22 protein-coding genes are annotated in these 23,967 nt (G+C 42.2%); 6 read left to right on the top strand and 16 right to left on the bottom strand.

Annotated features, from left to right (window positions below; all coding sequences use genetic code 11):
- Nucleotides 1-143: 143 nt before the first annotated feature.
- Both ACE3G9_RS04380 and ACE3G9_RS04375 read left to right on the top strand, forming a co-directional pair.
- Nucleotides 144-1,823, top strand: a complete 1,680-nt coding sequence (locus ACE3G9_RS04380; RefSeq protein ID WP_449218543.1) for an AMP-binding protein — start codon at nt 144-146, stop codon at nt 1,821-1,823.
- Between the two features lie 231 nt (nt 1,824-2,054).
- On the top strand, nt 2,055-2,267 hold the full coding sequence (locus ACE3G9_RS04375; RefSeq protein ID WP_449218542.1) for a VF530 family protein: 213 nt from the start codon (nt 2,055-2,057) through the stop codon (nt 2,265-2,267).
- A gap of 171 nt (nt 2,268-2,438) precedes the next feature.
- On the opposite strand, the gene fusA is transcribed toward ACE3G9_RS04375, so the two are convergent.
- Nucleotides 2,439-4,529 (bottom strand): elongation factor G, encoded by a 2,091-nt coding sequence (gene fusA, locus ACE3G9_RS04370; protein WP_417880759.1) that lies wholly within the window; start codon nt 4,527-4,529, stop codon nt 2,439-2,441.
- A gap of 241 nt (nt 4,530-4,770) precedes the next feature.
- On the opposite strand from fusA, the gene mtgA reads away from it, so the two are divergent.
- Nucleotides 4,771-5,460: a monofunctional biosynthetic peptidoglycan transglycosylase gene (gene mtgA, locus ACE3G9_RS04365; protein ID WP_417880760.1), complete on the top strand. Its 690-nt coding sequence runs from the start codon at nt 4,771-4,773 to the stop codon at nt 5,458-5,460.
- A gap of 99 nt (nt 5,461-5,559) precedes the next feature.
- On the opposite strand, the gene radA is transcribed toward mtgA, so the two are convergent.
- Together radA and serB are read right to left on the bottom strand one after the other, a co-directional pair.
- Nucleotides 5,560-6,942 carry a DNA repair protein RadA gene (gene radA / locus ACE3G9_RS04360; RefSeq protein WP_449218541.1) on the bottom strand — a complete coding sequence of 461 codons (1,383 nt, stop codon included), beginning with the start codon at nt 6,940-6,942 and terminating at the stop codon, nt 5,560-5,562.
- Nucleotides 6,943-7,255: 313 nt separating this feature from the next.
- A complete protein-coding gene (gene serB, locus ACE3G9_RS04355) occupies nt 7,256-8,257 on the bottom strand; it encodes a phosphoserine phosphatase (protein ID WP_417880761.1) in 1,002 nt (333 codons plus the stop codon).
- Between the two features lie 217 nt (nt 8,258-8,474).
- On the opposite strand from serB, the gene ACE3G9_RS04350 reads away from it, so the two are divergent.
- Complete coding sequence (locus ACE3G9_RS04350; RefSeq protein ID WP_417880762.1) at nt 8,475-9,077, top strand: YtjB family periplasmic protein; 603 nt, start codon at nt 8,475-8,477, stop codon at nt 9,075-9,077.
- A 101-nt stretch (nt 9,078-9,178) separates the two neighbouring features.
- Here the strand turns inward: ACE3G9_RS04350 and deoD are convergent, their stop codons facing one another.
- The 12 genes from deoD to ubiT all read right to left on the bottom strand — a co-directional run bounded on the left by deoD (nt 9,179) and on the right by ubiT (nt 20,598).
- Nucleotides 9,179-9,895, bottom strand: a complete 717-nt coding sequence (gene deoD, locus ACE3G9_RS04345) for a purine-nucleoside phosphorylase (RefSeq protein ID WP_449218540.1) — start codon at nt 9,893-9,895, stop codon at nt 9,179-9,181.
- Between the two features lie 185 nt (nt 9,896-10,080).
- Nucleotides 10,081-11,301, bottom strand: coding sequence for a phosphopentomutase (gene deoB, locus ACE3G9_RS04340; RefSeq protein ID WP_417880764.1), 1,221 nt, complete (start codon nt 11,299-11,301; stop codon nt 10,081-10,083).
- Between the two features lie 28 nt (nt 11,302-11,329).
- A complete protein-coding gene (gene deoA / locus ACE3G9_RS04335) occupies nt 11,330-12,679 on the bottom strand; it encodes a thymidine phosphorylase (protein ID WP_417880765.1) in 1,350 nt (449 codons plus the stop codon).
- Between the two features lie 86 nt (nt 12,680-12,765).
- Nucleotides 12,766-13,539, bottom strand: a complete 774-nt coding sequence (gene deoC / locus ACE3G9_RS04330; protein ID WP_417880766.1) for a deoxyribose-phosphate aldolase — start codon at nt 13,537-13,539, stop codon at nt 12,766-12,768.
- A gap of 569 nt (nt 13,540-14,108) precedes the next feature.
- Nucleotides 14,109-15,362 carry a NupC/NupG family nucleoside CNT transporter gene (locus ACE3G9_RS04325; protein ID WP_417880767.1) on the bottom strand — a complete coding sequence of 418 codons (1,254 nt, stop codon included), beginning with the start codon at nt 15,360-15,362 and terminating at the stop codon, nt 14,109-14,111.
- A 222-nt stretch (nt 15,363-15,584) separates the two neighbouring features.
- Nucleotides 15,585-16,439 carry a TatD family hydrolase gene (locus ACE3G9_RS04320; protein ID WP_417880768.1) on the bottom strand — a complete coding sequence of 285 codons (855 nt, stop codon included), beginning with the start codon at nt 16,437-16,439 and terminating at the stop codon, nt 15,585-15,587.
- Nucleotides 16,423-16,578, bottom strand: a complete 156-nt coding sequence (locus tag ACE3G9_RS04315) for a DUF5363 family protein (RefSeq protein ID WP_449218539.1) — start codon at nt 16,576-16,578, stop codon at nt 16,423-16,425. Before ACE3G9_RS04315 ends, ACE3G9_RS04320 begins: the two co-directional genes overlap by 17 nt.
- Nucleotides 16,579-16,712: 134 nt before the next feature.
- On the bottom strand, nt 16,713-18,293 hold the full coding sequence (prfC, locus tag ACE3G9_RS04310; RefSeq protein WP_449218538.1) for a peptide chain release factor 3: 1,581 nt from the start codon (nt 18,291-18,293) through the stop codon (nt 16,713-16,715).
- 157 nt (nt 18,294-18,450) lie between these two features.
- Nucleotides 18,451-18,948: a ribosomal protein S18-alanine N-acetyltransferase gene (gene rimI / locus ACE3G9_RS04305; protein WP_417880770.1), complete on the bottom strand. Its 498-nt coding sequence runs from the start codon at nt 18,946-18,948 to the stop codon at nt 18,451-18,453.
- Entirely contained in the window at nt 18,941-19,396 is a 456-nt protein-coding gene (locus tag ACE3G9_RS04300; RefSeq protein WP_417880771.1) for a DNA polymerase III subunit psi, read from the bottom strand. The genes rimI and ACE3G9_RS04300 overlap by 8 nt, the downstream gene beginning before the upstream one ends.
- Before the next feature lie 7 nt (nt 19,397-19,403).
- Nucleotides 19,404-19,916 carry a GNAT family N-acetyltransferase gene (locus tag ACE3G9_RS04295; protein WP_417880772.1) on the bottom strand — a complete coding sequence of 171 codons (513 nt, stop codon included), beginning with the start codon at nt 19,914-19,916 and terminating at the stop codon, nt 19,404-19,406.
- A gap of 169 nt (nt 19,917-20,085) precedes the next feature.
- Nucleotides 20,086-20,598 (bottom strand): ubiquinone anaerobic biosynthesis accessory factor UbiT, encoded by a 513-nt coding sequence (gene ubiT, locus ACE3G9_RS04290; protein WP_417880773.1) that lies wholly within the window; start codon nt 20,596-20,598, stop codon nt 20,086-20,088.
- Nucleotides 20,599-20,795: 197 nt separating this feature from the next.
- Between ubiT and ubiU the strand changes: the two genes are divergently transcribed.
- The gene (gene ubiU, locus ACE3G9_RS04285) at nt 20,796-21,809 is read left to right on the top strand and encodes a ubiquinone anaerobic biosynthesis protein UbiU (RefSeq protein WP_417880774.1); all 1,014 of its coding nucleotides are present in this window, start codon (nt 20,796-20,798) and stop codon (nt 21,807-21,809) included.
- 13 nt (nt 21,810-21,822) lie between these two features.
- Entirely contained in the window at nt 21,823-22,713 is an 891-nt protein-coding gene (locus tag ACE3G9_RS04280) for a U32 family peptidase (RefSeq protein WP_417880775.1), read from the top strand.
- A 108-nt stretch (nt 22,714-22,821) separates the two neighbouring features.
- Here ACE3G9_RS04280 and nlpI read toward each other — a convergent pair whose 3' ends face one another.
- The gene (gene nlpI / locus ACE3G9_RS04275) at nt 22,822-23,784 is read right to left on the bottom strand and encodes a lipoprotein NlpI (RefSeq protein WP_449218577.1); all 963 of its coding nucleotides are present in this window, start codon (nt 23,782-23,784) and stop codon (nt 22,822-22,824) included.
- Nucleotides 23,785-23,967: the final 183 nt, after the last annotated feature.

The raw sequence follows: 23,967 nt of genomic DNA, 5'->3' as shown, positions 1-23,967 counted from the left end.
CTCAAAACTTTATTTGACAGAAATAGTTACAATCAAATTGATGCTTCAGTTCACAACATTTTACTGGTTGGACCTTTGTCTTATTGTGGTTTAATCATTAATAGCCTAAAAGTGTTAATAACTTGTTATATAAGGCGGAAATGATGACTGAACTCAACCAACAACCAACATCAACCACGCAATTTCCTCATGAAATGATTTTAAAATGGGCAGATGAGCGACCTAATGATGTGTATCTCACTCAGCCGATTAACCGTGAAGTTAAAGAATTCACTTTCTTTGAAGTGGCTGATCAAGCGTTGAGCCTAGTATCGGCATTAAGAGGTTTAGGGCTAGAGCCTAAAGATAAAGTCGCTTTGCTTTCGAAGAACTGTGCAGAATGGTTTATTTGTGATTTAGCCTTAATGCTAGGCGACTACATAAGCGTACCTATTTTTCCAACTGCTGGCAGTGACACCATAGAACATTGCCTGACCCACAGTGAAGCCAAAGCGATTATTGTAGGAAAACTCGATGATGATGTAGCCACGCTAGAAGTGTTAGGCAAACACCAACAACTCATCTCTATCTCTTTACCTTACGATAGTGCGCCAAACTGCCAATATGAATTCAATAGTTTAATTGATAGCCATCAACCTAGCACAGAACGCCCTCAGCACCACGATGATACTCTGATGTCTTTAGTTTACACTTCAGGTACCTCTGGTCTACCTAAAGGCGCAATGCTCACTTATGGTGGCTTTGCATGGTGTGCATCAAAAATTGTTGAGCATATTGGTTTACAAGAAAATGACCGATTATTCTCGTATTTACCACTCGCTCATATTACCGAACGCGTCTATGTTTTCGGTTCCTCAATATTAGGTGGTGTGCCAACCAGTTTTGCCGAAAGTATTGATACTTTTATTGACGATGTTAAAGCTCACAAGCCTACTCTGTTTATTTCTGTACCTCGCTTATGGACAGTTTTCCAACAACGTATTTTGGATAAAATGCCGCAGAAGAAACTTAATATCCTACTTGCAATCCCTTTCCTAAATAGCATTGTGAAGAAAAAAATCATCTCAGGTTTAGGACTAGAAAATGCTCGCGTTCTAGGTTGTGGCTCTGCACCGATTTCTCCATCACTATTGCACTGGTATCGGAGTGTTGGGATGAATATTACCGAAGCATGGGGCATGACAGAAACCTTCGCTTATAGCACCATCAACTATCCATACCGTGCCGATAAAATTGGAACAGTCGGCGCAGTCGGCCCAGGGGTTGATGTTCGTATTGCCGATGACCAAGAAATTATGGTGCGCGGTAAAGGTTTATTCGCTGGTTATTATAAAAATGATCAAGCGACACAAGAATCATTTGATGATGAAGGTTGGCTGCATACCGGTGATATCGGTAGCCTAGATGATGAAGGGTATTTATCGATTGAAGGGCGTAAAAAAGACACTTTCAAAACCGCCAAAGGTAAGTTCGTTTCACCTGTGCCTATTGAGAAAAAAATCTTTGAGCACTCTCGAGTCGAAATGATGTGCTTAATTGGCTTGGGCTTACCGGCACCAATTTTACTGGTTATTCCTCATTCATTTAAGAATTTTGATCGTGAGCGCTATGAGCGTAAAACTGTTAAGATCATCAATCAGATCAACGATGGTTTAGAGTCTCACGCCAAGATCAAAGGGGTTTTAATGATCAAAGAACCGTGGAGTATCGAAAATGGCATTCTAACGCCGACCCTTAAAATAAAGCGTCATATACTAGAGAAAAAATATCACGACGTTGGAGCCAGTTGGCCAAGTGATAAATTTATTGTTTGGGAAGAGTAAGTTTCGGGGTCTCGGGTCTCGGGTCTCGGGTCTCGGGTCTCGGGTCTCGGGTCTCGGGTCTCGGGTCTCGGGTCTCGGGTCTCGGGTCTCGGGTCTCGGGTCTCGGGTCTCGGGTTAAGTCTTTCCATCCTTTCGCTTACTGTCAATATCATATTATTCAAAATATGCTTATATTCATTCCCCTACTTGCTATACTCGACGCATCTTATTTTATAGTAGGTTTCTCCTAACATGACTCAAAACAACGATCCTCTACATGGAATCACACTTCAAAAATTACTCACCGAACTGGTTGATCATTACGGTTGGGATCAACTCAGTCAGATGGTAAACATTAACTGCTTCAAAAAAGATCCAAGCATTAAATCAAGCTTAAAGTTTTTGCGCCGCACACCTTGGGCAAGAGAAAAAGTTGAACAGATCTATATTGATTTAAAAGGATAGTTGCGAGTTACGAGCGCTTTTCGAGCCACTAACAGTGCCCCTTCCCGAACATCGAGTGCCACTAAGGCTTTTCCTAGAAACTAGGAACTAGCATCTAGGAACTTCTTCCAAACATAAAAAAACCCGCTATCAATAGCGGGTTTTTATTAAGCTTTAATCAGCGAAAAAGAATTACTTCTTCTCAGCTTCTTTACGTGCTTTAACGTCAGCAATTACTTGCTCTGCTACGTTTGCAGGACATGGTGCGTAGTGTGCGAACTCCATAGAGAACTGACCACGACCAGAAGTCATTGTACGTAGAGAACCGATGTAACCGAACATTTCTGAAAGCGGTACGTCAGCCTTGATGCGAACGCCTGTAACGCCAGCTTCTTGGTCTTTGATCATACCACGACGACGGTTAAGGTCACCGATTACATCACCAACGTGATCTTCTGGAGTGAACACGTCTACAGCCATGATAGGCTCAAGAAGTTGAGCACCAGCTTTAGGCATAGATTGACGGAATGCACCTTTCGCTGCAATTTCAAATGCTACTGCAGATGAATCGACTGCGTGGAAACCACCATCAAATAGTTCAACTTCAACGTCTAACGTTGGGAAGCCAGCGAGAACACCTTGGTCCATCATACCAGCAAAGCCTTTTTCGATTGCAGGCCAGAACTCTTTAGGTACGTTACCACCAACAACTGTTGATGTGAACTTGAAGCCAGAGTTTTGCTCACCAGGCTTGATACGGTAATCGATCTTACCGAATTGACCAGAACCACCAGACTGTTTCTTATGCGTGTAGCTATCTTCAATTTCTTTAGTGATAGTTTCACGGTAAGCAACCTGAGGTTGACCAACGATTAAGTCTACGCCGTAAGTACGCTTCAAGATATCTACTTTGATGTCTAAGTGAAGCTCACCCATACCTTTAAGGATGGTTTCGCCTGAATCTTCATCAGTTTCAACTTGGAAAGATGGATCTTCTGCAACCATTTTACCAATTGCAATACCCATTTTTTCAGAACCGCCTTTATCTTTAGGCTGTACAGCAATCGAGATTACTGGAGTTGGGAATACCATTGGTTCCAGAGTTACTGGATTCTTAGGATCACATAGAGTGTGACCAGTTTGCACGTTCTTCATACCAACGATAGCAATGATATCACCCGCTTGAGCGAAAGATAATTCTTTACGATCATCAGCTTGCATTTCAACCATACGACCAACACGTTCAGTTTTACCTGTGAACGAGTTCAAGATAGTGTCACCTTTGTTCAATTTACCAGAGTAAATACGAACAAAAGTTAGGGCACCAAAACGGTCATCCATGATTTTAAATGCTAACGCTTTGAAAGTTTCATCAGCAGAAACGATGGCATGGTTGCCAGTCTCGTTGCCTTCTTCATCCATAAGAGGTTGAGGATTAACTTCAGTTGGAGAAGGTAGGTAATCAACAACAGCATCAAGTACTAGTTGCATACCTTTGTTTTTAAATGCTGAACCACAGTATGTTGGGAAGAACGCTAGGTCACGAGTACCTTTACGGATACATGCTTTAACTTGCTCAATAGAAGGCTCTTCACCTTCCATGTAAGCCATCATTAACTCGTCGTCTTGCTCAACAGCCGTTTCGATTAGTTCTTCGCGATACTGTTCAACATCGTCAACCATGTCCGCAGGAATATCTTCAATGGTGTAGTTTTCTGGAAGACCAGTTTCGTCCCAGATGTAAGCTTGACGAGAAAGAACGTCTACAACGCCTTTAAAATCATCTTCGATACCGATTGGTAGAGTCATAATTAATGGAGTTGCCCCCAATACTTTCTTAACTTGATCTGCAACACGGTAAAAATCTGCACCCATACGGTCCAGCTTATTTACGAAAATAATACGTGCAACGCCAGATTCGTTCGCGTAGCGCCAGTTTGTTTCTGACTGAGGCTCAACACCACCAGAACCACAGAATACACCGATACCGCCATCTAGAACTTTAAGAGAACGATATACTTCTACGGTGAAGTCAACGTGCCCCGGAGTATCGATAACGTTGAAACGGTGATCTTTCCAGAAACAACTTACAGCTGCTGATTGGATTGTAATACCGCGCTCAGCTTCCTGTTCCATGAAGTCAGTCGTTGATTCGCCATCGTGCGTCTCACCACTTTTATGGATGGTACCTGTAAGCTTAAGAATACGCTCAGTTGTAGTCGTTTTACCCGCATCAACGTGGGCAAAAATACCAATGTTTCTGTATTTTGATAAGTCAGTCATTGTCTTACTCTATTAATAGGATATAAAGTTCGCGCAGAGTATAACACAATCTGTCAAGACTGATATCCCCTGTGTGCATTTGGATAAAAAATCTTTTTTGCTAGTTATACCCAAGTAACTTCAAGGTGCTAGGGTATATATTGATTATTTCGTCATTGGTCGATTAGCTTTTTCTCAAACTCTCGCTATTCTAATTATTTCACATTATTCTACTTTAAACACATTCAAGCAAAGGAAGCGCATGAGTCAGTGGTTTAAAAAATGGTTAATACGGATATTAATCTCTTTCTTCGTTTTTACCATCGTCATTACTTTGCCTCTAAAATTCATTAATCCATTCGTATGGAGCTGGAAAGTACAACGTGCTTGGTTTCCACCAGAACAATACCGTCATTACTCCCCTACTGATTGGGTAAATTTAGACAATATTTCTCCATATATGCAACTGGCCGTGATGGCTTCAGAAGATCAACGTTTTCCACAACACTACGGTATTGATTTTGTTTCAACTCAAAAAGCCATTGCAGATATGATTTCTGGTGAACGCTTTCGTGGTGCCAGTACTTTAACTCAACAAACCGTTAAAAACTTATACCTATGGCCAGGTAAAGATATCTTCCGCAAAGCACTGGAAGCCTACCTTAGTTTATTGATTGAGTTGGAATGGGGGAAATCTAGAGTTCTAGAGATTTATCTCAATATAGTCGAATTTGGCCCAGGCATTTTTGGTGTACAAGCTGCCAGCCTACATTATTATGGCATTCCAGCAAGCCAACTTTCTATGTCACAAGCGGCTCGATTAGCCGCAGTGCTTCCCAATCCCTATAAGTTTCATGTCCAAAGCCCAACGCCTTATGTCTGGCAGAGAGTCGATTGGATTGAAACTCAGATGAATCAATTAGGGTTGGGATATTTGAGGGGGATGGATTAACGAAGAGCGTCTATCGTGTCTCGGACGCTACGCTGCTCATTTATCGAAAGAACACATCGAGTACCGAGCAACGATAAGCGCAGCGTCCGAGCTTCGTTTTTACAACTCATCAAACGCATCTATCGCTTCTGATAACTTCTTCACGCCATGGATCTGCATGCCTGCAATTCCACCTTTTGGCATATTCGCGGCTGGCACGATCGCTTTTTTAAAGCCGTGTTTATACGCTTCCATTAAACGCTCTTGACCACTTGGCACTGGGCGAATTTCGCCGGCTAAACCGACTTCGCCAAACACCACCACATCTTTTGGTAGTGGGCGATCTTTAAAGCTAGATAGCAGAGCCATTAGTAATGCTAAGTCAGCACTAGTTTCTGCAACTTTCACCCCGCCGACGACGTTAACAAATACATCTTGATCCGCCATTTGCAAACCGCCATGTTTATGCAGTACCGCAAGTAGCATGGATAAACGGTTTTGATCAAGACCGACAGCCACGCGTCGTGGATTGGATAGTTGAGAATAATCCACCAGCGCTTGAATTTCGACCAACAACGGTCTAGTGCCTTCCCATACCACCATCACCGAACTGCCGGAGGTTTCTTCATCACCACGCGACAAAAAGATCGCCGAAGGATTACTCACCTCTTTTAACCCTTGGCCCGTCATGGCAAATACGCCTAATTCATTAACTGCACCAAAACGGTTTTTATGGCTACGCAAAGTTCTAAAACGACTATCCGCACTACCATCAAGTAATACCGAACAGTCAATAATATGCTCTAGTACTTTCGGCCCTGCTAAGGTGCCATCTTTAGTTACGTGACCGACTAAAAATACTGCGACATTATTTTGTTTAGCATAACGAGTTAAGGTAGTGGCCGATTCACGAACCTGAGAAACACTCCCCGGTGATGATTGAACATCGGCAACATGCATGACCTGAATGGAATCGATCACCATGATTTTCGGTTGTTCTTTTTCTGCTATCTGACAAATCTTATCGACATTGGTTTCCGACAGCATTTTCAAGTGCTCTTTTGGCAAACCAAAACGTGAAGCACGCATCGCCACTTGCTGTAGAGATTCTTCACCGGTGACATATAAGGTTGGCATTTGCACCGCTAAACGACACACGGTTTGTAATAATAAAGTACTTTTACCTGCGCCGGGATTCCCCCCAATCAACACCGCGGCACCGGGAACTATCCCGCCACCTAGTACTCGGTCAAACTCTTTAAAGCCTGTCGAAAAACGTGGGACTTCTTGCAAGTCAATTTCGGATAAGTTCTGAACTTGTGCATCCGACTGCGACCCCGCATAACCAGATAAACGTTCATTACGCGCCACTTGAGGCGAAGCCGCTAATCGAACTTCTGTAATTGTGTTCCATGCACCACAGGCATTACATTGCCCCTGCCAACGTGGAAAATCCGCACCACAGTCATTACAGACATATGCTCGTTTTGCTTTACTCGCCATGAAGAAAAGTACCTAAGTTAATTGAAGATATCGATTAATTGAATATAAATGAATATGCGTGGCTCGGTTTTACCCCGCCGTCATTCCGTACATGAGCCTAAGCGAAGAAGATACGGAACCTCCTACAACAAGTTGAGATTCAAATCGTGGAAGGAGATCCTGAACTGCGCTCCTACGTCGCTTTTCAGGATGACGATTTATTTTATCTATTGGGAAAACTCTTTCCCGATCCACTAGAAGTGAAACGCCCGAAACCCGAACAACGGGCTCTCGAGCGCAGCGAACTCGCAATACGCTTCTCGATTTGCTGTTACTACGGAATCGCTTTCCAACTCACACGTTTTTGCTGTACTAATGCCGCCGACAAAATACACAGCACCCCGCCAAGGCCAGCGTAACGGATCGCGGTTTTAGCTTGTTGCTCAACTTTAGGTTTCGCATGATAAGCCACCCCTAAACCGGCGGTTGCCATCATAACGAGATCGTTCGCGCCGTCGCCTACTGCAATCGTATTGTGTTGTTCGACGTCATATTCATCGGCAAGGGTTACTAAGATATCGGCTTTGGTTTCTGCTGAAACAATATCACCGAGAACTTTGCCGGTTAGCTTACCATCAACAATTTCTAAGGTATTTGATTGGGCGTAGTCTAACCCTAGTGTGTCTTTTAAGTAGTCTGAGAAATAGGTGAAACCACCTGAAGCTATCGCGGTTTTCCAGCCTAATTGTTTTAGGGTCGTCACAAGCTCTGCTAGATCTGGCATTAGAGGCAAATTCTCACGTACCTGAGCTAGAATCGATTCATCCGCGCCTTCTAATGCGCCAACTCGTTCTCTTAAACTTTCTTCAAAATCTAACTCACCTTGCATCGCTCGCTCAGTAACTTCAGATACTTGATCACCAACACCGGCTAGCTTGGCAATTTCGTCAATACATTCAATTTGAATTGCCGTGGAATCCATATCCATCACAATTAAGCCTGGTTTGGTTAATTCAGGCAGTACACTGATAGACGCGCAATCTAAACCCAGCCCATGAATAAATTCTATCATTTCAGGAATAAGCTCGCCGCCCATTAAAGCGACTTCATAATGCCCGACTTTCCATGAATCAAGCACAGGGTTAAAACGTCCAGTAAATACGTCAATTCGGTCAAAATAACCAATCGATAAATGCTCCCCAAAAATGATCCACTGAGCTTTTTGTTTATCTAAACTCGAATACAAATGAGATTCTGGTAATCGCTTCACCAACGACATACTTCGTTGAATTTTTAAACTGCGTTGCGGAATGTGGAAAGATGCTGACACGTCCATGTTTTTGCCTTTTTTATCCAAATAATTAGAATTTATGTCATTGCGGTATTAATATTACCCAAACAGCAATGGTCAAGTTTACCCTCAAGTAACTGGGTTTTATGCGTTGTATCACAATATTGCATAGCAACTTACCCTATTGCAATTTATTAACGCAAGTCTCAAACTAACAATTCACTTCTTTTCGTTAATTATTACGTTATAAAGGAAATTCTTGATGCAAACTTCGCTATTTTCTTGGCGTGTCTTTTTACGCTTTGTTGCGATCATCCTGCTAGGTGGAATGTTTGCTTATACTATCATTAATAGCTTTGTGATCAGCCGTGATAACGAACATATCCAAAGTCAGCAGCTTGAAACCCTAACCAATATTTTAATATCACAAGCCGCATTAACCGCAACTGACTTAATTGCGAATGATGACCAAGACCATTTACTCAAACTGGCCAACCAAATAGCCTCAGACGAATTAGTGTTTGATGCCACTATTTATAATGCCGAAGGGATCAAATTGGTTGCTAGCGATAAAGCAAAAGGGGTTAGAGAAATTCTTGGTTTAGATACACCGCTAAAAACGGCTTCTATCGGTCGAGAGCAATTAGTAAAACCAATTTTTCATGAAAATACGATCGTCGGGTTTATGCGTATTACCTTTGAAAAAGGCAAGGTTACAGCGATATCCGATCACCGCTATCGTAATAGTGATCACTTAATGTATATGATGCTGATATTAAGCTTTATTAGTGGCATTCTATTGTGCTTACTATTACTTTATAAGCCCAAAGATCAAGTGGAAAATATTTTACTTAAAGATTTATAGACGGGTCTCGGGTCTCGGGTCTCGGGTCTCGGGTCTAAAAAATCAAACCTCTTGATAGTCGACTATCAAGAGGTTTTTTAGTATTAGACAGAGATGAATGCTTACTTGTCGCCAAGTAATACAGAATCTAAAGCAATATGAATCATATCATTGAAGGTAGTCGCACGCTCATCGGAGGTAGTTTGCTCACCGTGTTTAATATGATCAGATACCGTACAAATCGCTACTGATTTTGCGCCGTATTCAGCTGCAACACCGTAGATACCAGCGGCTTCCATTTCTACACCTAAAATGCCGTACTTATCCATAACTTTGAACATATCTGGATCTGGTGTGTAGAATAAATCTGCAGAGAATAAGTTACCGACTTTCACGTCAATACCACGAGCTTTTGCCGCTTCTTCTGCATTTTTTACCATTTGATAGTCAGCAATTGCTGCAAAGTCGTGATCTTTAAAACGTAGACGGTTTACTTTTGAATCGGTACATGCGCCCATGCCAATCACAACATCACGCAATTTAATGCCGTCGCTTACTGCACCACAACTACCCACGCGGATGATCTTCTTCACACCGAAATCTTTAATTAGCTCAGTTACGTAGATAGAACAAGACGCAATACCCATACCGTGGCCCATTACAGACACTTTACGACCTTGGTAAGTCCCTGTGTAACCAAACATATTTCGTACATTACACACTTGAATTGCGTTATCTAAAAAGTTTTCTGCAATGTACTGCGCGCGAAGTGGATCACCCGGCATAAGTACTACGTCTGCAAAATCACCCATTTCAGCATTAATATGTGGAGTTGCCATGTTTGTATATCCTTTATATATATTTTTGTTTAATCGTTAATGAGGGGCGTAGCTCGTGCGCTATGCTTCTCGTAACTAGAGTGCTTTGCTTCTAGAACAAAGCACTCTGACAATTAATTTTTAGAAGTTTGTTTAATCGAATGCCGTTGCTATCGAGTTACGAGCATTCGAGCAACGAGATTCGTCTATAAAAACGACTTACCGTATTCCATATCAGACGTACCGAAGTATTCTGCTAGGCTTTGGCCTATATCGGCAAAAGTATCACGGCGACCTAGTGAACCTGCTTGGATTTTAGGGCCTGACACTAAGACCGGGATATGTTCGCGAGTATGGTCGCTTCCCGGCCACGTTGGATCGCAACCGTGGTCAGCGGTCAAAATCAGTACGTCATCTTCTTGCAGCATTGCTTGAATTTCAGGTAAGCGCTTGTCGAAGTACTCTAGTGCCGCCGCATAGCCTGCTACATCACGACGGTGGCCGTAAGATGAGTCGAAATCAACAAAGTTAGTAAACACAATAGTGTTATCACCCGCAGTCTTCACTTGCTCTAGTGTTGCATCAAACAATGCTTCTAAACCTGTTGCTTTTACTTTTTTCGTAATACCACAACCTGCGTAGATATCTGAAATCTTACCAATTGAGATCACTTCGCCATTTTTTTCATCAACCAGTTTTTGCAGCACGGTTGCTGATGGCGGCTCAACGGATAAATCACGACGATTACCAGTACGAGCAAATTCACCTGCTTTATTGCCGATAAATGGGCGAGCAATAACACGGCCAATATTATAAGGTTCAAGCTCTTCACGTACGATTTGACATAGCTCTAGTAAGTTGTCTAGGCCGTAGGTTTCTTCGTGGCAAGCGATTTGGAACACTGAATCGGCAGAGGTATAAAAGATAGGTTTTCCGCTCTTCATGTGCTCTTCGCCAAGCTCATCTAAAATCACCGTACCCGATGAATGACAGTTACCTAGATAACCTTTCAAGTTAGCGCGTTCAACAATCTTGTCGAGTAGCTCTTGAGGAAAACTATTTTTTTCATCGGTAAAGTACCCCCAATCAAACAGCACTGGCACACCAGCAATTTCCCAGTGCCCAGATGGTGTATCTTTACCTGAAGATAATTCCGCTGCGTGAGCATAAGCGCCAGTGATTTCGGCGTCTTCATCCAGCCCAATAGGGAAAGTTCCTGTTGATTCTTGAGCGGTTTTTCCTAAACCTAATTTCGATAAGTTAGGTAGACGTAAAGGACCACTGCGATTTTCATTATCCGCTAAACCTTTATTACATTGCTCAGCAATATGACCTAATGTATCGGCACCTACATCACCAAACTTATCAGCATCTTGCGTTGCGCCAACACCGAAAGAATCCAATACTAAAATAATCGCACGTTTCATAGTTGATACTCCTGCCAAACAGTGATCGTTATAGATCTTCTGCTCGAATTTGACGATAAATCTCTGGTGTCGGTTGATAAGTTTCATCAGACACCGTGATCGCTTGTTGTAATTCCTTAGCCGTTTGCTGCCATTGTGCTTCACTTCTTGCGTGAATCATCGCTAATGGGGTATTGCTATTGGCTTGCTCACCTAGGCGGATAAATTGGTCAAAGCCAACCGCGTAATCAATGCTATCCGATGCCACTTTACGGCCACCGCCCATTGATACCACCGCCATACCTATCGCACGAGTATCCATAGCGGTTACTGTACCCGCTTGCTCTGCGTAGACTGGCTTAACGATTTCAGCTTTAGGTAAATAAGCATCGTAGTTTTGTACAAAATCTTTCGGGCCACCAAGACCAGCTACCATTTTGCCAAAACATTCCGCTGCACGGCCGTTATCTAAAACCGCCTGTAATTTAATTCGAGCATCTTCAGTACTCTCAGCTAAATGGCCAAGCACCAACATTTCAGCACATAAGGTCATGGTCACTTCAAATAAGCGAGGGTTACGCACTTCACCACGAGAGTTTCTCTCTCCCGTTAAAAATTGCACCGCTTCTTTCACTTCTAAAGCGTTACCGGCTGACGACGCCAATACTTGGTTCATATCTGTAAGAATAGCAGTGGTCTTAGTGCCTGCGCCATTTGCCACCGCAACAATAGATTGAGCGAGCTCTTCTGAAGCTTCGTAAGTTGGCATAAATGCACCAGAACCGACTTTGACGTCCATAACTAGTGAATCTAAACCTGCTGCCAGCTTCTTAGATAAGATAGAAGCAGTAATCAGAGAGATATTATCAACCGTTGCTGTGATATCTCGCGTGGCATAAACACGTTTATCAGCGGGTGCTAAATCGCCCGTTTGACCAATAATCGCTACGCCAGCCTCTTTGGTTACATCACCGAAAACTTCATTGGAAGGCATGATGTTATAACCTGGGATTGATTCTAATTTATCCAGTGTCCCGCCAGTATGTCCTAGACCACGGCCAGAGATCATAGGGACAAAACCACCACAAGCGGCGATCATCGCACCTAACATTAATGAGGTCACATCTCCGACGCCTCCAGTTGAATGCTTATCGACGATTGGGCCTGGAAAGTTCATGTGTGACCAATCGATCACCATACCGGAATCTCGCATCGCACACGTTAATGCAATCCGTTCATCCATATTCATTTCATTGAAGAAAATGGTCATTGCGAATGCAGCAATTTGACCTTCTGAAATCGTGTCATCGGCAACGCCTTGAATGAAGAAGTTAATTTCTTCAGCCGTCAATACTTCACCATCACGCTTTTTTCGAATAATTTCTTGAGGAAGATACATAGCTATCACCCATTCATATACGAGAGGGAAAAGTAATAACTTTGGTTACTTTCGCAACCAAAGTTATTACTATCAATTAGGTAAGATTAGTAGCCGCCTTCCGCCGCTTTTTCACCTTTTCCTAACGTATTTAAAAGGTTGGCTAGTAGACTGGATGCACCAAAACGGTAATGCATGTTATCAGCCCAATCAGCGCCAAGGATCTCATCGGCCATCGCAAGATAAGCTTGAGCATCTTCAGCGGTACGTACGCCACCAGCAGGCTTAAAGCCAACGGTTTTCGCTACGCCCATATCGCGAATCACTTTCAGCATAATTTCTGCTGATTCTGGCGTTGCGTTAACGGGCACTTTACCGGTTGAAGTTTTGATGAAGTTAGCACCTGCTTCGATTGAAATTTCTGAAGCTCGTTTGATCAAAGCTTCTTCTTTAAGTTCACCGGTTTCGATGATCACTTTAAGTAATACATCGCCACATACGGCTTTACATTGCTTAACAAGATCAAAACCTGTTTTTTCATCACCAGCAATTAATGTACGGTATGGGAAAACTACATCCACTTCATCTGCGCCATAAGCAATAGCGGCTTTGGTTTCAGCAACTGCAATCTCAATATCATCGTTACCATGTGGGAAGTTAGTCACAGTTGCAATGCGGATCTCAGGCGTACCTTGTTCACGCAGCGTTTTCTTCGCAATTGGAATAAAACGTGGGTAAATACAGATGGCAGCAGTATTGCCAACCGGTGACTTTGCATTTTTACAAAGGGCAATCACTTTCTCATCGGTATCATCATCATTTAGTGTGGTGAGATCCATTAATTTTAGTGCACGTAAAGCTGCTGCTTGTAAATCGCTCATTTCTATCTCCGATATCAAAAAATTATTATGACAACTGTTGCTTTCACACTACTTCAAATATAAATAACTCATTTAAAGTGTAGTGTGATTCTCTGTACTCTCCTCAAAAACAATGTGTTTTAAAAGATCGTCAGAGCCAAGTTGTCAGAAATGAACGGACTTGGTTCCTTGAAGACTTAGCTCGTCAACTAATTAATTTAATTAGCATAGCTCGCTAATTGCAATCCCTGTCACCGCACAACCAATTCACCAGTAAAGCCGGAGTTTGGCTGCAAACACATCATGTGTTGTGAACATATCTCACTAACAAACTTATTGAATCCTTAATAAGCTCGATGAACAAAACTCAATGAACATACATTGTTAGTGTGAATTTACTGGTGATTATACTGATTTATTCCGTGAGGTCAGTCACTATCCTGAACGCAAACGGTTTGTATCTCAAAAAGCCTTAATATATACATAAAGGTTATGACTTTAATCTGTAATGCTAAAACGCAAAAAGCCGTAGCAAGTTCATGCTACGGCTTTACACTACATATTAATGGCGTCTATATAAAAACCTTAACTTACATTGCAGATAGCGTTAAGAAGAAACCTGCAATCGTTGCTGCCATTAAGTTAGATAACGTACCTGCAGCAATAGCCTTCATACCCATACTTGCAATCTCAGAACGACGGGCTGGTGCTAAACCACCTAAGCCACCTAGAAGAATCGCAATAGAAGAAAGGTTAGCAAAACCACATAGAGCAAATGAAATAATTGCTTTGGTCTTCTCAGACAAGGCAACTTGTGCACCTTCAGCTAAGTAAGGGGCAAAATTAGAGTAAGCAACAAATTCATTCAAAATAGTTTTTTGACCGATGAAAGTACCTGCAATAGTTGCTTCAGACCAAGGAACACCGATTAACCATGCTAATGGAGCAAATAAGTAACCAAGGATAAGTTCCATACTTAGTTCGGGCATACCGAACCAGTTACCTACCCCACTAAGGGCGCCATTCACTAATGCAATTAGACCAACGAAAGCCAATAGCATCGCACCTACATTTAATGCAAGTTGTAAACCAGATGATGCACCGTTTGCTGCTGCATCGATAACGTTAGCTGGTTTGTCTTCATCAGCTTGTTCGATATCGTCAAGTTGATCAATTGGCTCATCGGTTTCAGGCTTGATGATTTTTGCAAACAGTAGGCCACCAGGAGCTGCCATAAACGATGCTGCGATTAAGTATTCAAGAGGAACACCCATTGCTGCATAACCCGCCATTACACCACCAGCAACAGAAGCTAAACCACCACACATTACGGCAAATAACTCAGATTTAGTCATCTTAGGAACAAATGGACGAACCACTAATGGTGCTTCTGTTTGACCGACAAATATGTTAGCTGTTGCAGACATTGATTCTGCGCGAGAAGTACCCAGTGCCTTTTGTAATCCACCGCCTAATACCTTAATGACAAATTGCATAATGCCAACATAGTAAAGTACTGAAATAAGCGCAGAGAAGAAAATGATAGTTGGTAGTACTTTAAAAGCAAAAATAAAACCAATACCCGAAACAGAGAAGTTAACTAGGTTACCAAATAGGAACCCGATACCTTCATTACCAAAGTCTATTACATACTGAACGCCATTAGTCATAGCGTTTAATACATCTTTACCCCACGGCACATACAATACAAATGCGCCAAGTAGGAATTGGATGGCAAATGCGCCACCTACGGTTCTTAAATTAATTGCTTTGCGGTTGTCGGAAAGGAGTACTGCAATTGCAATCAGTACAAACATGCCGACAATGCTCATAACCAGGCTCATGGTATATGGCTTCCTTATTCTGAAGTGAGTTATTTAAAGTGGAGCTCGAAAAAGCGAAGGCGATTATACTCTGACAACAGGTAACAAAGTAATACCAAAATCACACTTATTCATGAAAATTAAATGAAAAACATAATATCACGTGACCTACATCACTAAACGTTTGACTTTTTTATATTGACAGAAAAGCAAACGGTTGCATTGTGTTCATCAAATTTATCACTAAATTTGAAATAACTGACAACTATTAAACCAAAGTTGCTTGGCAATCTCGGATTTTGGTTCTTTACGTAATACACATAATGAGTCAAATATGTCTAACAAGTGCACTGGATGGTTCGCTTTACCTTGATACCCAAAAACTGGCATATCAGGTGCATCGGTTTCAAGCACTAAACGGTTTAATGGTAATTGAGCAATTGCTTGACGAGTTTTATTTGCCCGTTGATAAGTAATTACCCCACCTACTCCAATATAGAAGCCTAATTTCACATATTCCAATGCCTGTTGATAACTTCCCGAAAAAGCGTGAATGACACCACCTTTTTGTGGAGGGTTATTACGCAATCGCGGTAAGATCTTATCGTGAGATTTACGAGAATGGATAATGAGAGGCAAGTTATGTTTAATCGCCAGTTGTAGTTGACCATCAAAGAGCTGGTATTGCTTTTGAATATTTTGCTCGGTTAACAGTGACGCATCGAGCATAAAATCTAATCCGCATTCCCCTATCGCGACACACTTAAGATCTCTTTTCGTTAACGCCTTATCAAGTTGCTCAAGCGAGGATTCACTCTGTTGGTCTAAAAGACGGTGTTGGCCTAAAAAACAGTTTTGCTCTAGACAACTGTGCTGATCTAAGAAATAAGGATGCAAGCCTAGGGAATAGTAAATCGAGGGGTATTGCGCTGACAGCGATTGTAAATGTTCCCAACCGGATTGCTGAGTCGCAGGAATGACAATTTTACACACCCCGGCCTCTTGTGCTTTAGATAACTCTTTATTGAGATCAGAAAAAACAGGAAAGTCGAAATGGCAATGGGTATCTATAAAGGTGTAATTAGGCATTAAAGTCATTTTTATCGGTCGGCTTTGTAGTATGCGTCGGATCAGGCCGATAAGCACAGCAACTACGTTTATGCTCTGGTGTTAAACCGAGCTCTTCACACCATGCGTCATAGCGTGCCAGCCAGTGTTTTAATTTTGCTAATAACATATCACCCTCGTGTTTCGTGTTTCGTGTTTCGTGTTTCGTGTTTCGTGTTTCGAAACAATTAAAGCAAAAGGGTTGACACTACGCCAACCCTTTTCATTATAACTTCAATATTGCTCACTAAGTGTGATTACCAATTAGTGTTCACGTGTCGCATGGAACTCAATATCTGGGAAACGTTCTTTGGCTAAGTTTAAGTTAACCATCGTTGGCGCAACGTAAGATAAGTTATCACCGCCATCCAACGCTAAGTTAGTTTGGTTCTTACGTTTGAACTCATCAAGTTTCTTCTCATCATCACACTCAACCCAACGGGCAGTTGCAACATTTACGCTTTCATAAATCGCTTCTACGTTATATTCCGATTTTAAACGCGCAACAACGACATCAAATTGAAGTACACCTACTGCACCAACAATCAGATCATTATTTTGCAATGGACGAAATACCTGTACTGCCCCTTCTTCAGAAAGTTGCACTAAACCTTTTAGCAATTGCTTTTGTTTTAGCGGATCACGTAAGCGAATTCGGCGGAACAATTCAGGCGCAAAGTTAGGAATACCAGCAAACTTCAATGCTTCACCTTGAGTAAAGGTATCACCAATTTGAATGGTACCGTGATTGTGTAAACCAATAATATCACCAGCATAAGCATGCTCAGCTCGAGCACGGTCACCAGCCATAAAGGTTACGGCATCAGAAATGTTAACCATTTTACCGGTACGAACATGATTCATTTTCATGCCTTGAGTATAAGTACCCGATACAATACGCATGAAAGCGATACGGTCACGGTGCTTAGGATCCATGTTTGCCTGAATCTTAAATACAAAGCCTGAAAATTTTTCTTCTTTCGCTTCTACGGTACGCTCATTCGCTTCACGATCAAGTGGCGCAGGGGCCCATTCGGTTAGGCCAGTTAACATATGATCGACCCCAAAGTTACCCAGAGCGGTACCGAAGAATACTGGTGTTAATTCACCTTTCAAGAAAAGTTCTTGATCAAATTCGTGAGCTGCACCAATCACTAGTTCTAGATCTTCACGCAATTGCTCAGCGACTTCTTCACCAATCGCCGAATCAAGTTCAGGATTATCGAGACCTTTAATAGTGCGAACTTCTTGAATGGTGTGACCTTGACCTGTAGCGTAAAGGATCGTTTCATCACGGTGAATGTGATACACGCCTTTAAATTCTTTACCGCTACCAATCGGCCAAGAAACCGGTGCACAAGCCATTTTTAATTCGCTTTCTACTTCATCGAGCAAATCCATTGGATCACGCGTATCACGGTCACATTTGTTCATAAAGGTAACAATTGGCGTATCACGTAAACGGGTTACTTCCATCAATTTACGAGTACGGTCTTCGACACCTTTAGCTGCATCGATAACCATCAAACAAGAATCCACTGCGGTTAGCGTACGGTAAGTATCTTCCGAGAAATCTTCGTGTCCTGGAGTATCCAGTAGGTTTACTAGACAGTCGTTGTATGGAAACTGCATGACAGAAGTGGTTACCGAAATGCCACGTTCCTTTTCCATTTCCATCCAGTCAGATTTGGCATGTTGGCTTGAACCACGACCTTTAACCGTACCAGCTTTTTGCAAAGCGTTTCCGAATAATAATACTTTTTCAGTGATGGTCGTTTTACCCGCATCCGGGTGAGAAATGATCGCAAACGTACGACGCTTACTAATTTCTGAAAGGAATGACATGAAGGAAACCTTATACTTTGTTCATACTCATACTGATAACGTCAATATGATAGATAATAGGATCACAAATGTGAGATGGGCGAATTATACGCAAAATTTGTGATAACTCTAGTTGAAAGCCTAAACTCATCACAGTTTCAGGCTTTTTAATAACGAGTTAAGCGAAGGGATTAAAATTATCATCCAAGATCAAATTCATGATGATGGCATCTTCTTTACCATTACTGCTCTTTGTTGAAGGATAGTAGTTGACGCGACGATCTATTTCATTAAAGCCAAGCGACTCGTATAAATGATACGCGCCACGATTACTTTCTCGAACTTCCAACCAAATACTCTCAGCATTGACGTTTTCGCTATGTTCGATTAAATGCTCAATCAATGCCCGTCCATAGCCTTTACCTTGCTGACGAGGATCCACCGCGATAGTCAGTAATGTCACTTCACCAACAATATTTTGGCTGTACAAATAACCGACCAATTGCTCATCGGCCCATAATGCAAATTGATACTTACTAGAATTGGCTGAATTTTGATGAGATAGATCGCGGATCATCGATTCCGACCAAGGGTGGCTATGAGCAATTTTCTCAATTTGCCACACGACATCTAGGTGCTCAGTTTGCAGCGGTGTAATACGAAGGTTATTAGTCATAAGAACAAATCTGTTGCCAAAGATCTCGTCGGTTTTGAGTATTACCATGAATCGCACTAAGCACGGGAGAATGCAGCGACTTCACAGAGTCCCATTGGGGCAAATCATCATTACTTGAGATTGAATCATCACATCCGGCAAACCACACCCAATTGAGATTATGCTGTTGTAATTGAGCGAATTGCCCGGGAGTTAAATGCAAGGCTTGTTCTGGCTGTAACTTCATACTGGCTAACACTTTAATAAACAGCGTAGCATCTTCACCTTGCGGACAAGTTTCTGCCACCAGCAATAAAGCGCAGTCATTTGGCAAGCTAATACCGGGAGATTGATAACCTTCTAACTTATCTGGATGGGCCACTTCAAAGGTTGAAATTCCCATTTCCTTTAAATAGCTTTGTTGGCGTAATTCTGGTTGATGTAGCACTGAATTGGAATCGTCAAACATGATATTACTAACCTTGGAACTCAGGGCTATATTCTACCAAGCCAGACTTACCTTCTAAAGCGCCATCATCTAATGCGATAACCTGAAATGCACCCGGGGTAAATTCCGGCATTTGATTATAAATAGAAACTAAACCAAACAATTCAGCATTTTTAAAACCAAAGCGTGAATAGTAGTTAGGTTCACCCAGTACCACACAAGCGGAATAACCAAATTCAAGTAACGAGTCAAACCCCGAGCGGATTAACTGCTCTGCAATACCTTGGCCGCGATGAGATTCTTTTATCGCAACTGGTGCTAAAGCTTGCCAACCATAGTCTTCACCATCGACCGTCACTGGCGTAAATAGAGCATGGCCAATCACTTCGCCTTCATCACTACAAGCGACTAATGAAAGCGTAAAGCGGCTGTTTTCACGTAAAGCGCGAACGAGCTTAGCTTCTGCTGGCGTTGGAAAGGCCGCTTTCAGTAATGCATCTATCGTTAAAATATCAGCCGGAACTTCGGTACGAATTTGCATGGTGACTCTCATTATGATTATGAAAATAGGGAGTGAATTCTATACCGAATCACGCCATCATTCTCACTTTTCTCACATCAATTGTGGGCAAACTCAAAAAGCAGACATTTATATCCAAAGAACTTCTATAGTCAGGCACTTCTACACTCAAGAACGTCAAGATTAGAGTTTAGGCTACCGCAGTTTGTGAGGGCTGTTCCATTAGGCCTTGCTGAACAAAGCTCGCTAATTTCTGCATCGTTTGAGTGACCGGTTTAGGCAGTGAATCTAAATCTAAGCTATCCATTAAATTCTTCACTTCTAGCCCAAGTTCGGTATCCCCTTCAATTTTTAGACGTCGTTGGAAGAATAAGGTATCAGGATCTTCTTTGCGACCCGCAATCAAAACCATATCGTTCAAGCAACCTGAAAAACTGACGTCTTGCTGTTGAGGTTTATCTGACACAATCAAATTGCCATCATCAAAGCTGATCATCCAACTTAAACCGATATCGCTAATCGACACCTTTAGCCAACGTTCTTGCAAAAACTCAAAATCACCATCTTCTAGCGCTTCATGAAAAACACGCTTTAGCCCTTCTAATAGCACTTTATTGTGAATGGATTGCGGAATGAGTTTGCTAGGAATAGCGAATAATGACGCGGCATTAGCCACAGTTTGAGTACGAAAATGTGAGAACATAATACCTCCATGATAAAGAGTCTTACTTTACATGGCTACTCTTCGGCGAACCTGTGTTGAATCAAAAAAGCTCACATTTTTATAAAAAAACCACTTTATAGGTAGAGGTATCGAACTGAAACCTGCCTTACATCAATTCCCACAGTGATAGATCCCATAAAATGACGCCCATTCTACAATTTACAAGGGATAGAAGGATGGAACTACTTTGCCCTGCGGGTAATTTACCGGCACTCAAAACGGCCATCGATTGTGGTGCGGATGCCGTTTACATTGGATTTAAAGATGACACCAACGCTCGTCACTTTGCCGGCCTTAATTTTAACGGTAAGAAGCTAGATAAAGCGGTTCAATACGTACACGATCATAATAAAAAAATTCATGTTGCGTTAAACACATTTGCTCACCCAAGTGGCTTTGAACGCTGGACCAATGCGGTCGATCAAGCGGTCGATATTGGGGTCGATGCTCTGATCATCGCGGATATTGCTTTACTAGACTACGCCTCAAATAAATATCCAGACATAGAATTGCACTTATCGGTTCAAGCCTCAGCGACCAACAGCGCAGCGGTTAATTTCTACGCCAACAACTTTAATGTTAAACGTGTAGTACTGCCTCGCGTGCTTTCAATACATCAAGTAAAACAACTCTCACGTAATATTCCACAAGGCGTTGAGCTTGAAGTGTTTGCGTTTGGCAGCCTATGCATTATGGCGGAAGGCCGTTGCTACTTATCCTCGTATCTGACCGGCGAATCACCAAACACGGTCGGCGCTTGCTCGCCTGCCAAATATGTTCGCTGGCAAGAAACCCAAGATGGCTTAGAGTCTCGCCTTAATGACATTCTTATTGACCGATATGGCGAAGGTGAAAATGCAGGCTACCCAACCCTTTGCAAAGGCCGATTTGATATCAATATTACTGGCGAAGATCAGCGTTATCACGTGTTAGAAGAGCCAACCAGTCTTAATACATTATCCATGTTGCCTGAGCTTTTTGCTGCCAATGTCGCTTCTGTGAAAATTGAAGGTCGTCAACGTAGTCCAGCTTATGTGGAACAAGTCACTCGCACTTGGCGCGCCGCTATCGACCGCTACCTTGCGAACCCTGAAGCGTATCAAGTTGAACCTCAATGGAATGCCGCCTTGGCCAATGTATCCGAAGGCACACAAACCACACTCGGTGCTTACCATCGTAAATGGCAGTAGATAGGACAAGACAATGACTCAAGCAAAAAACTTACAGTACTCACTTGGCCCTATTCTTTATTTTTGGCCAAAAGCCGATGTAGAACGCTTTTACCAACAAGCGAAAAATAGCCAAGCCGATATTATCTACCTAGGCGAAGCTGTATGTTCGAAACGTCGTGAGATGAAACCGGCACAGTGGTTTGATATCGCCAAAGACTTAGCTCTATCTGGTAAACAAGTAGTATTGTCTACCATGGCGTTATTAGAAGCGCCAAGTGAAGTCAATGTCATGAAGAAATACATCGATAACGGTGATTTTACGATTGAAGCTAACGATGTGTCTGGCATTCAACTGGCATATGAAGCGAAAGTGCCTTTCGTGGTCGGGGCTGCGATCAATACTTATAATGCTCACACGCTTAAAGTCTTTGCCAAGCAAGGTATGATTCGCTGGTGTATGCCGGTGGAATTATCTCGCGACTGGTTACGCCATACTTTAGAGCAATGCGATGAAATTGGTATTCGTGACCAATTTGAAGTGGAAGTGTTCAGCTACGGATACTTACCTTTAGCCTACTCTGCTCGCTGCTTTACTGCTCGCGCTGAAGATAAGGCCAAAGATGATTGTGAGACTTGCTGCATTAAATACCCAACCGGTATTCAAGTTAGCAGCCAAGAAGGCCAAGAGGTGTTCAACTTAAATGGCATCCAAACTCAATCTGGCTATTGTTATAACCTAGGCAATGATCTGCAAAGTATGCAAGGATTGGTTGATGTAGTACGTTTAAGTCCTCTAGGTATTGAAACTTTAACAACTTTATCTGATTTTAAAGCCAATGAAGATAATCAAAAGCGCATTATTACCAATAGTAAACAATGTAACGGCTACTGGCATCAATTGGCAGGATTAGTTCAAAACTAACACCTCCCCCCCTTACAGCCGTTATATACTCAAAGTAATTGAAGTTGCAGCGAGGCGGCAAGTGAATGAACGCCGTCAACAAAGCTGCAACTTCAAGTACGAAGAGTATTAAGCACTCAGTTTTGGTGCTTGATAAGTTTGTAGCGGATGATTATTCGATTCTTGCGGTGGTGTTGACTCATCTTCTTGAGCTTCATTCGCCTTACTGCCTTGATCTTGGTTATCTTTTTGAGTCTCCTCAGCGCGTTCAGCTTGAATAGACTTAAAGATACGACCTAATTCTAAGAAAGCGTAGCGGTGCTCAGAAAACTCATAGACGTTTAACGCAATCGACAGCTTATAAAGTGCAATCGCATTAGAGTAATCACCTTTATACTGATAATTCTTCGCTAAATAGAAATACGCTTCTGTCAGTTTTTTCGCCAACTCAACATTATTTTGTGTGGTCATGGCTACCGACTCTAAGACTTCATGCTCACTTAATTCACCTAGTGTCATGCCAACAAGATCCCAGCCCCATTGCTCATCTTTTTGTTGATAGCGTTGTTTTAGATCGGCTGTCGCTTGCTCCACATTATCTTCACGCTGAATGTAGTACAGCCACAGTGCGCGATACGGATCAGAAGTATCTTTCTCGTAGTTACTAGTCATATCTTGCAGCGCCAGAGAATGACGTCCTGCATAATACAAAGCTATCGCACGATTACGCTCAGCATATTGATTATTTGGATCCAGCTCTAGACTTGAATCAAACGCATCAAAGGCAGAGTCATAATCACTCATTTGGGTAAAATATACTCCGAGAACATTAAAAACTTCCGATTGTGCAGGATTGAGTTTTAGAGAACGCTCGTAATCTAGGCGTGCTAAATCAGCTAAACCAACGCTATCTAAAAAACGACCACGTTCAGCAAACATTTGAGCTCGTACATTTTGGCTCACATCTTTGCGGGTTAGTAATTGGTTTAAGCGAGCGATCTGAACTTCTTGTTGAATAGAAGGCTGCAATGGAATCGCCATCGGCGGATATACCCATGAATTTGAAGAGTTACCTTGGTTTGCACAACCCATTAAAAAGAAGGCAGCAATAAGGCTAAACCATTTAACATATTTCACGAATAACGTGCTCCTCTGCAGTATAACTGTTCTCGTATATTCGGATATCACTTTAGTGACATGGTGTTCGTCACCAATATACACGTTGTTTCTCCTAGTCACCACTTCTTATAAAGTAGAACAGGAATGAAGTATACT

It is taken from the genome of Vibrio sp. E150_018 (assembly GCF_053544035.1).
The sequence above is the reverse complement of the archived record's forward strand: the minus strand, read 5'-3'. Positions and strand labels throughout refer to the sequence as shown.

Bases quoted from the DNA above. Each gene is read 5' to 3' on its own strand.
- deoD (WP_449218540.1), bottom strand. From the start codon at position 9,895: ATGGCAACTCCACATATTAATGCTGAAATGGGTGATTTTGCAGACGTA.
- ACE3G9_RS04295 (WP_417880772.1), bottom strand. From the start codon at position 19,916: ATGCAAATTCGTACCGAAGTTCCGGCTGATATTTTAACGATAGATGCA.
- deoA (WP_417880765.1), bottom strand. From the start codon at position 12,679: ATGTATCTTCCTCAAGAAATTATTCGAAAAAAGCGTGATGGTGAAGTA.
- prfC (WP_449218538.1), bottom strand. From the start codon at position 18,293: ATGTCATTCCTTTCAGAAATTAGTAAGCGTCGTACGTTTGCGATCATT.
- ACE3G9_RS04375 (WP_449218542.1), top strand. From the start codon at position 2,055: ATGACTCAAAACAACGATCCTCTACATGGAATCACACTTCAAAAATTA.
- radA (WP_449218541.1), bottom strand. From the start codon at position 6,942: ATGGCGAGTAAAGCAAAACGAGCATATGTCTGTAATGACTGTGGTGCG.
- ACE3G9_RS04315 (WP_449218539.1), bottom strand. From the start codon at position 16,578: ATGTTATTAGCAAAATTAAAACACTGGCTGGCACGCTATGACGCATGG.
- ACE3G9_RS04325 (WP_417880767.1), bottom strand. From the start codon at position 15,362: ATGAGCCTGGTTATGAGCATTGTCGGCATGTTTGTACTGATTGCAATT.
- deoC (WP_417880766.1), bottom strand. From the start codon at position 13,539: ATGAGCGATTTACAAGCAGCAGCTTTACGTGCACTAAAATTAATGGAT.
- ubiT (WP_417880773.1), bottom strand. From the start codon at position 20,598: ATGTTCTCACATTTTCGTACTCAAACTGTGGCTAATGCCGCGTCATTA.
- mtgA (WP_417880760.1), top strand. From the start codon at position 4,771: ATGAGTCAGTGGTTTAAAAAATGGTTAATACGGATATTAATCTCTTTC.
- ACE3G9_RS04300 (WP_417880771.1), bottom strand. From the start codon at position 19,396: ATGTTTGACGATTCCAATTCAGTGCTACATCAACCAGAATTACGCCAA.
- ACE3G9_RS04350 (WP_417880762.1), top strand. From the start codon at position 8,475: ATGCAAACTTCGCTATTTTCTTGGCGTGTCTTTTTACGCTTTGTTGCG.
- rimI (WP_417880770.1), bottom strand. From the start codon at position 18,948: ATGACTAATAACCTTCGTATTACACCGCTGCAAACTGAGCACCTAGAT.
- ubiU (WP_417880774.1), top strand. From the start codon at position 20,796: ATGGAACTACTTTGCCCTGCGGGTAATTTACCGGCACTCAAAACGGCC.
- ACE3G9_RS04320 (WP_417880768.1), bottom strand. From the start codon at position 16,439: ATGACTTTAATGCCTAATTACACCTTTATAGATACCCATTGCCATTTC.
- deoB (WP_417880764.1), bottom strand. From the start codon at position 11,301: ATGAAACGTGCGATTATTTTAGTATTGGATTCTTTCGGTGTTGGCGCA.
- serB (WP_417880761.1), bottom strand. From the start codon at position 8,257: ATGGACGTGTCAGCATCTTTCCACATTCCGCAACGCAGTTTAAAAATT.
- ACE3G9_RS04280 (WP_417880775.1), top strand. From the start codon at position 21,823: ATGACTCAAGCAAAAAACTTACAGTACTCACTTGGCCCTATTCTTTAT.
- fusA (WP_417880759.1), bottom strand. From the start codon at position 4,529: ATGACTGACTTATCAAAATACAGAAACATTGGTATTTTTGCCCACGTT.
- ACE3G9_RS04380 (WP_449218543.1), top strand. From the start codon at position 144: ATGACTGAACTCAACCAACAACCAACATCAACCACGCAATTTCCTCAT.
- nlpI (WP_449218577.1), bottom strand. From the start codon at position 23,784: ATGGGTTGTGCAAACCAAGGTAACTCTTCAAATTCATGGGTATATCCG.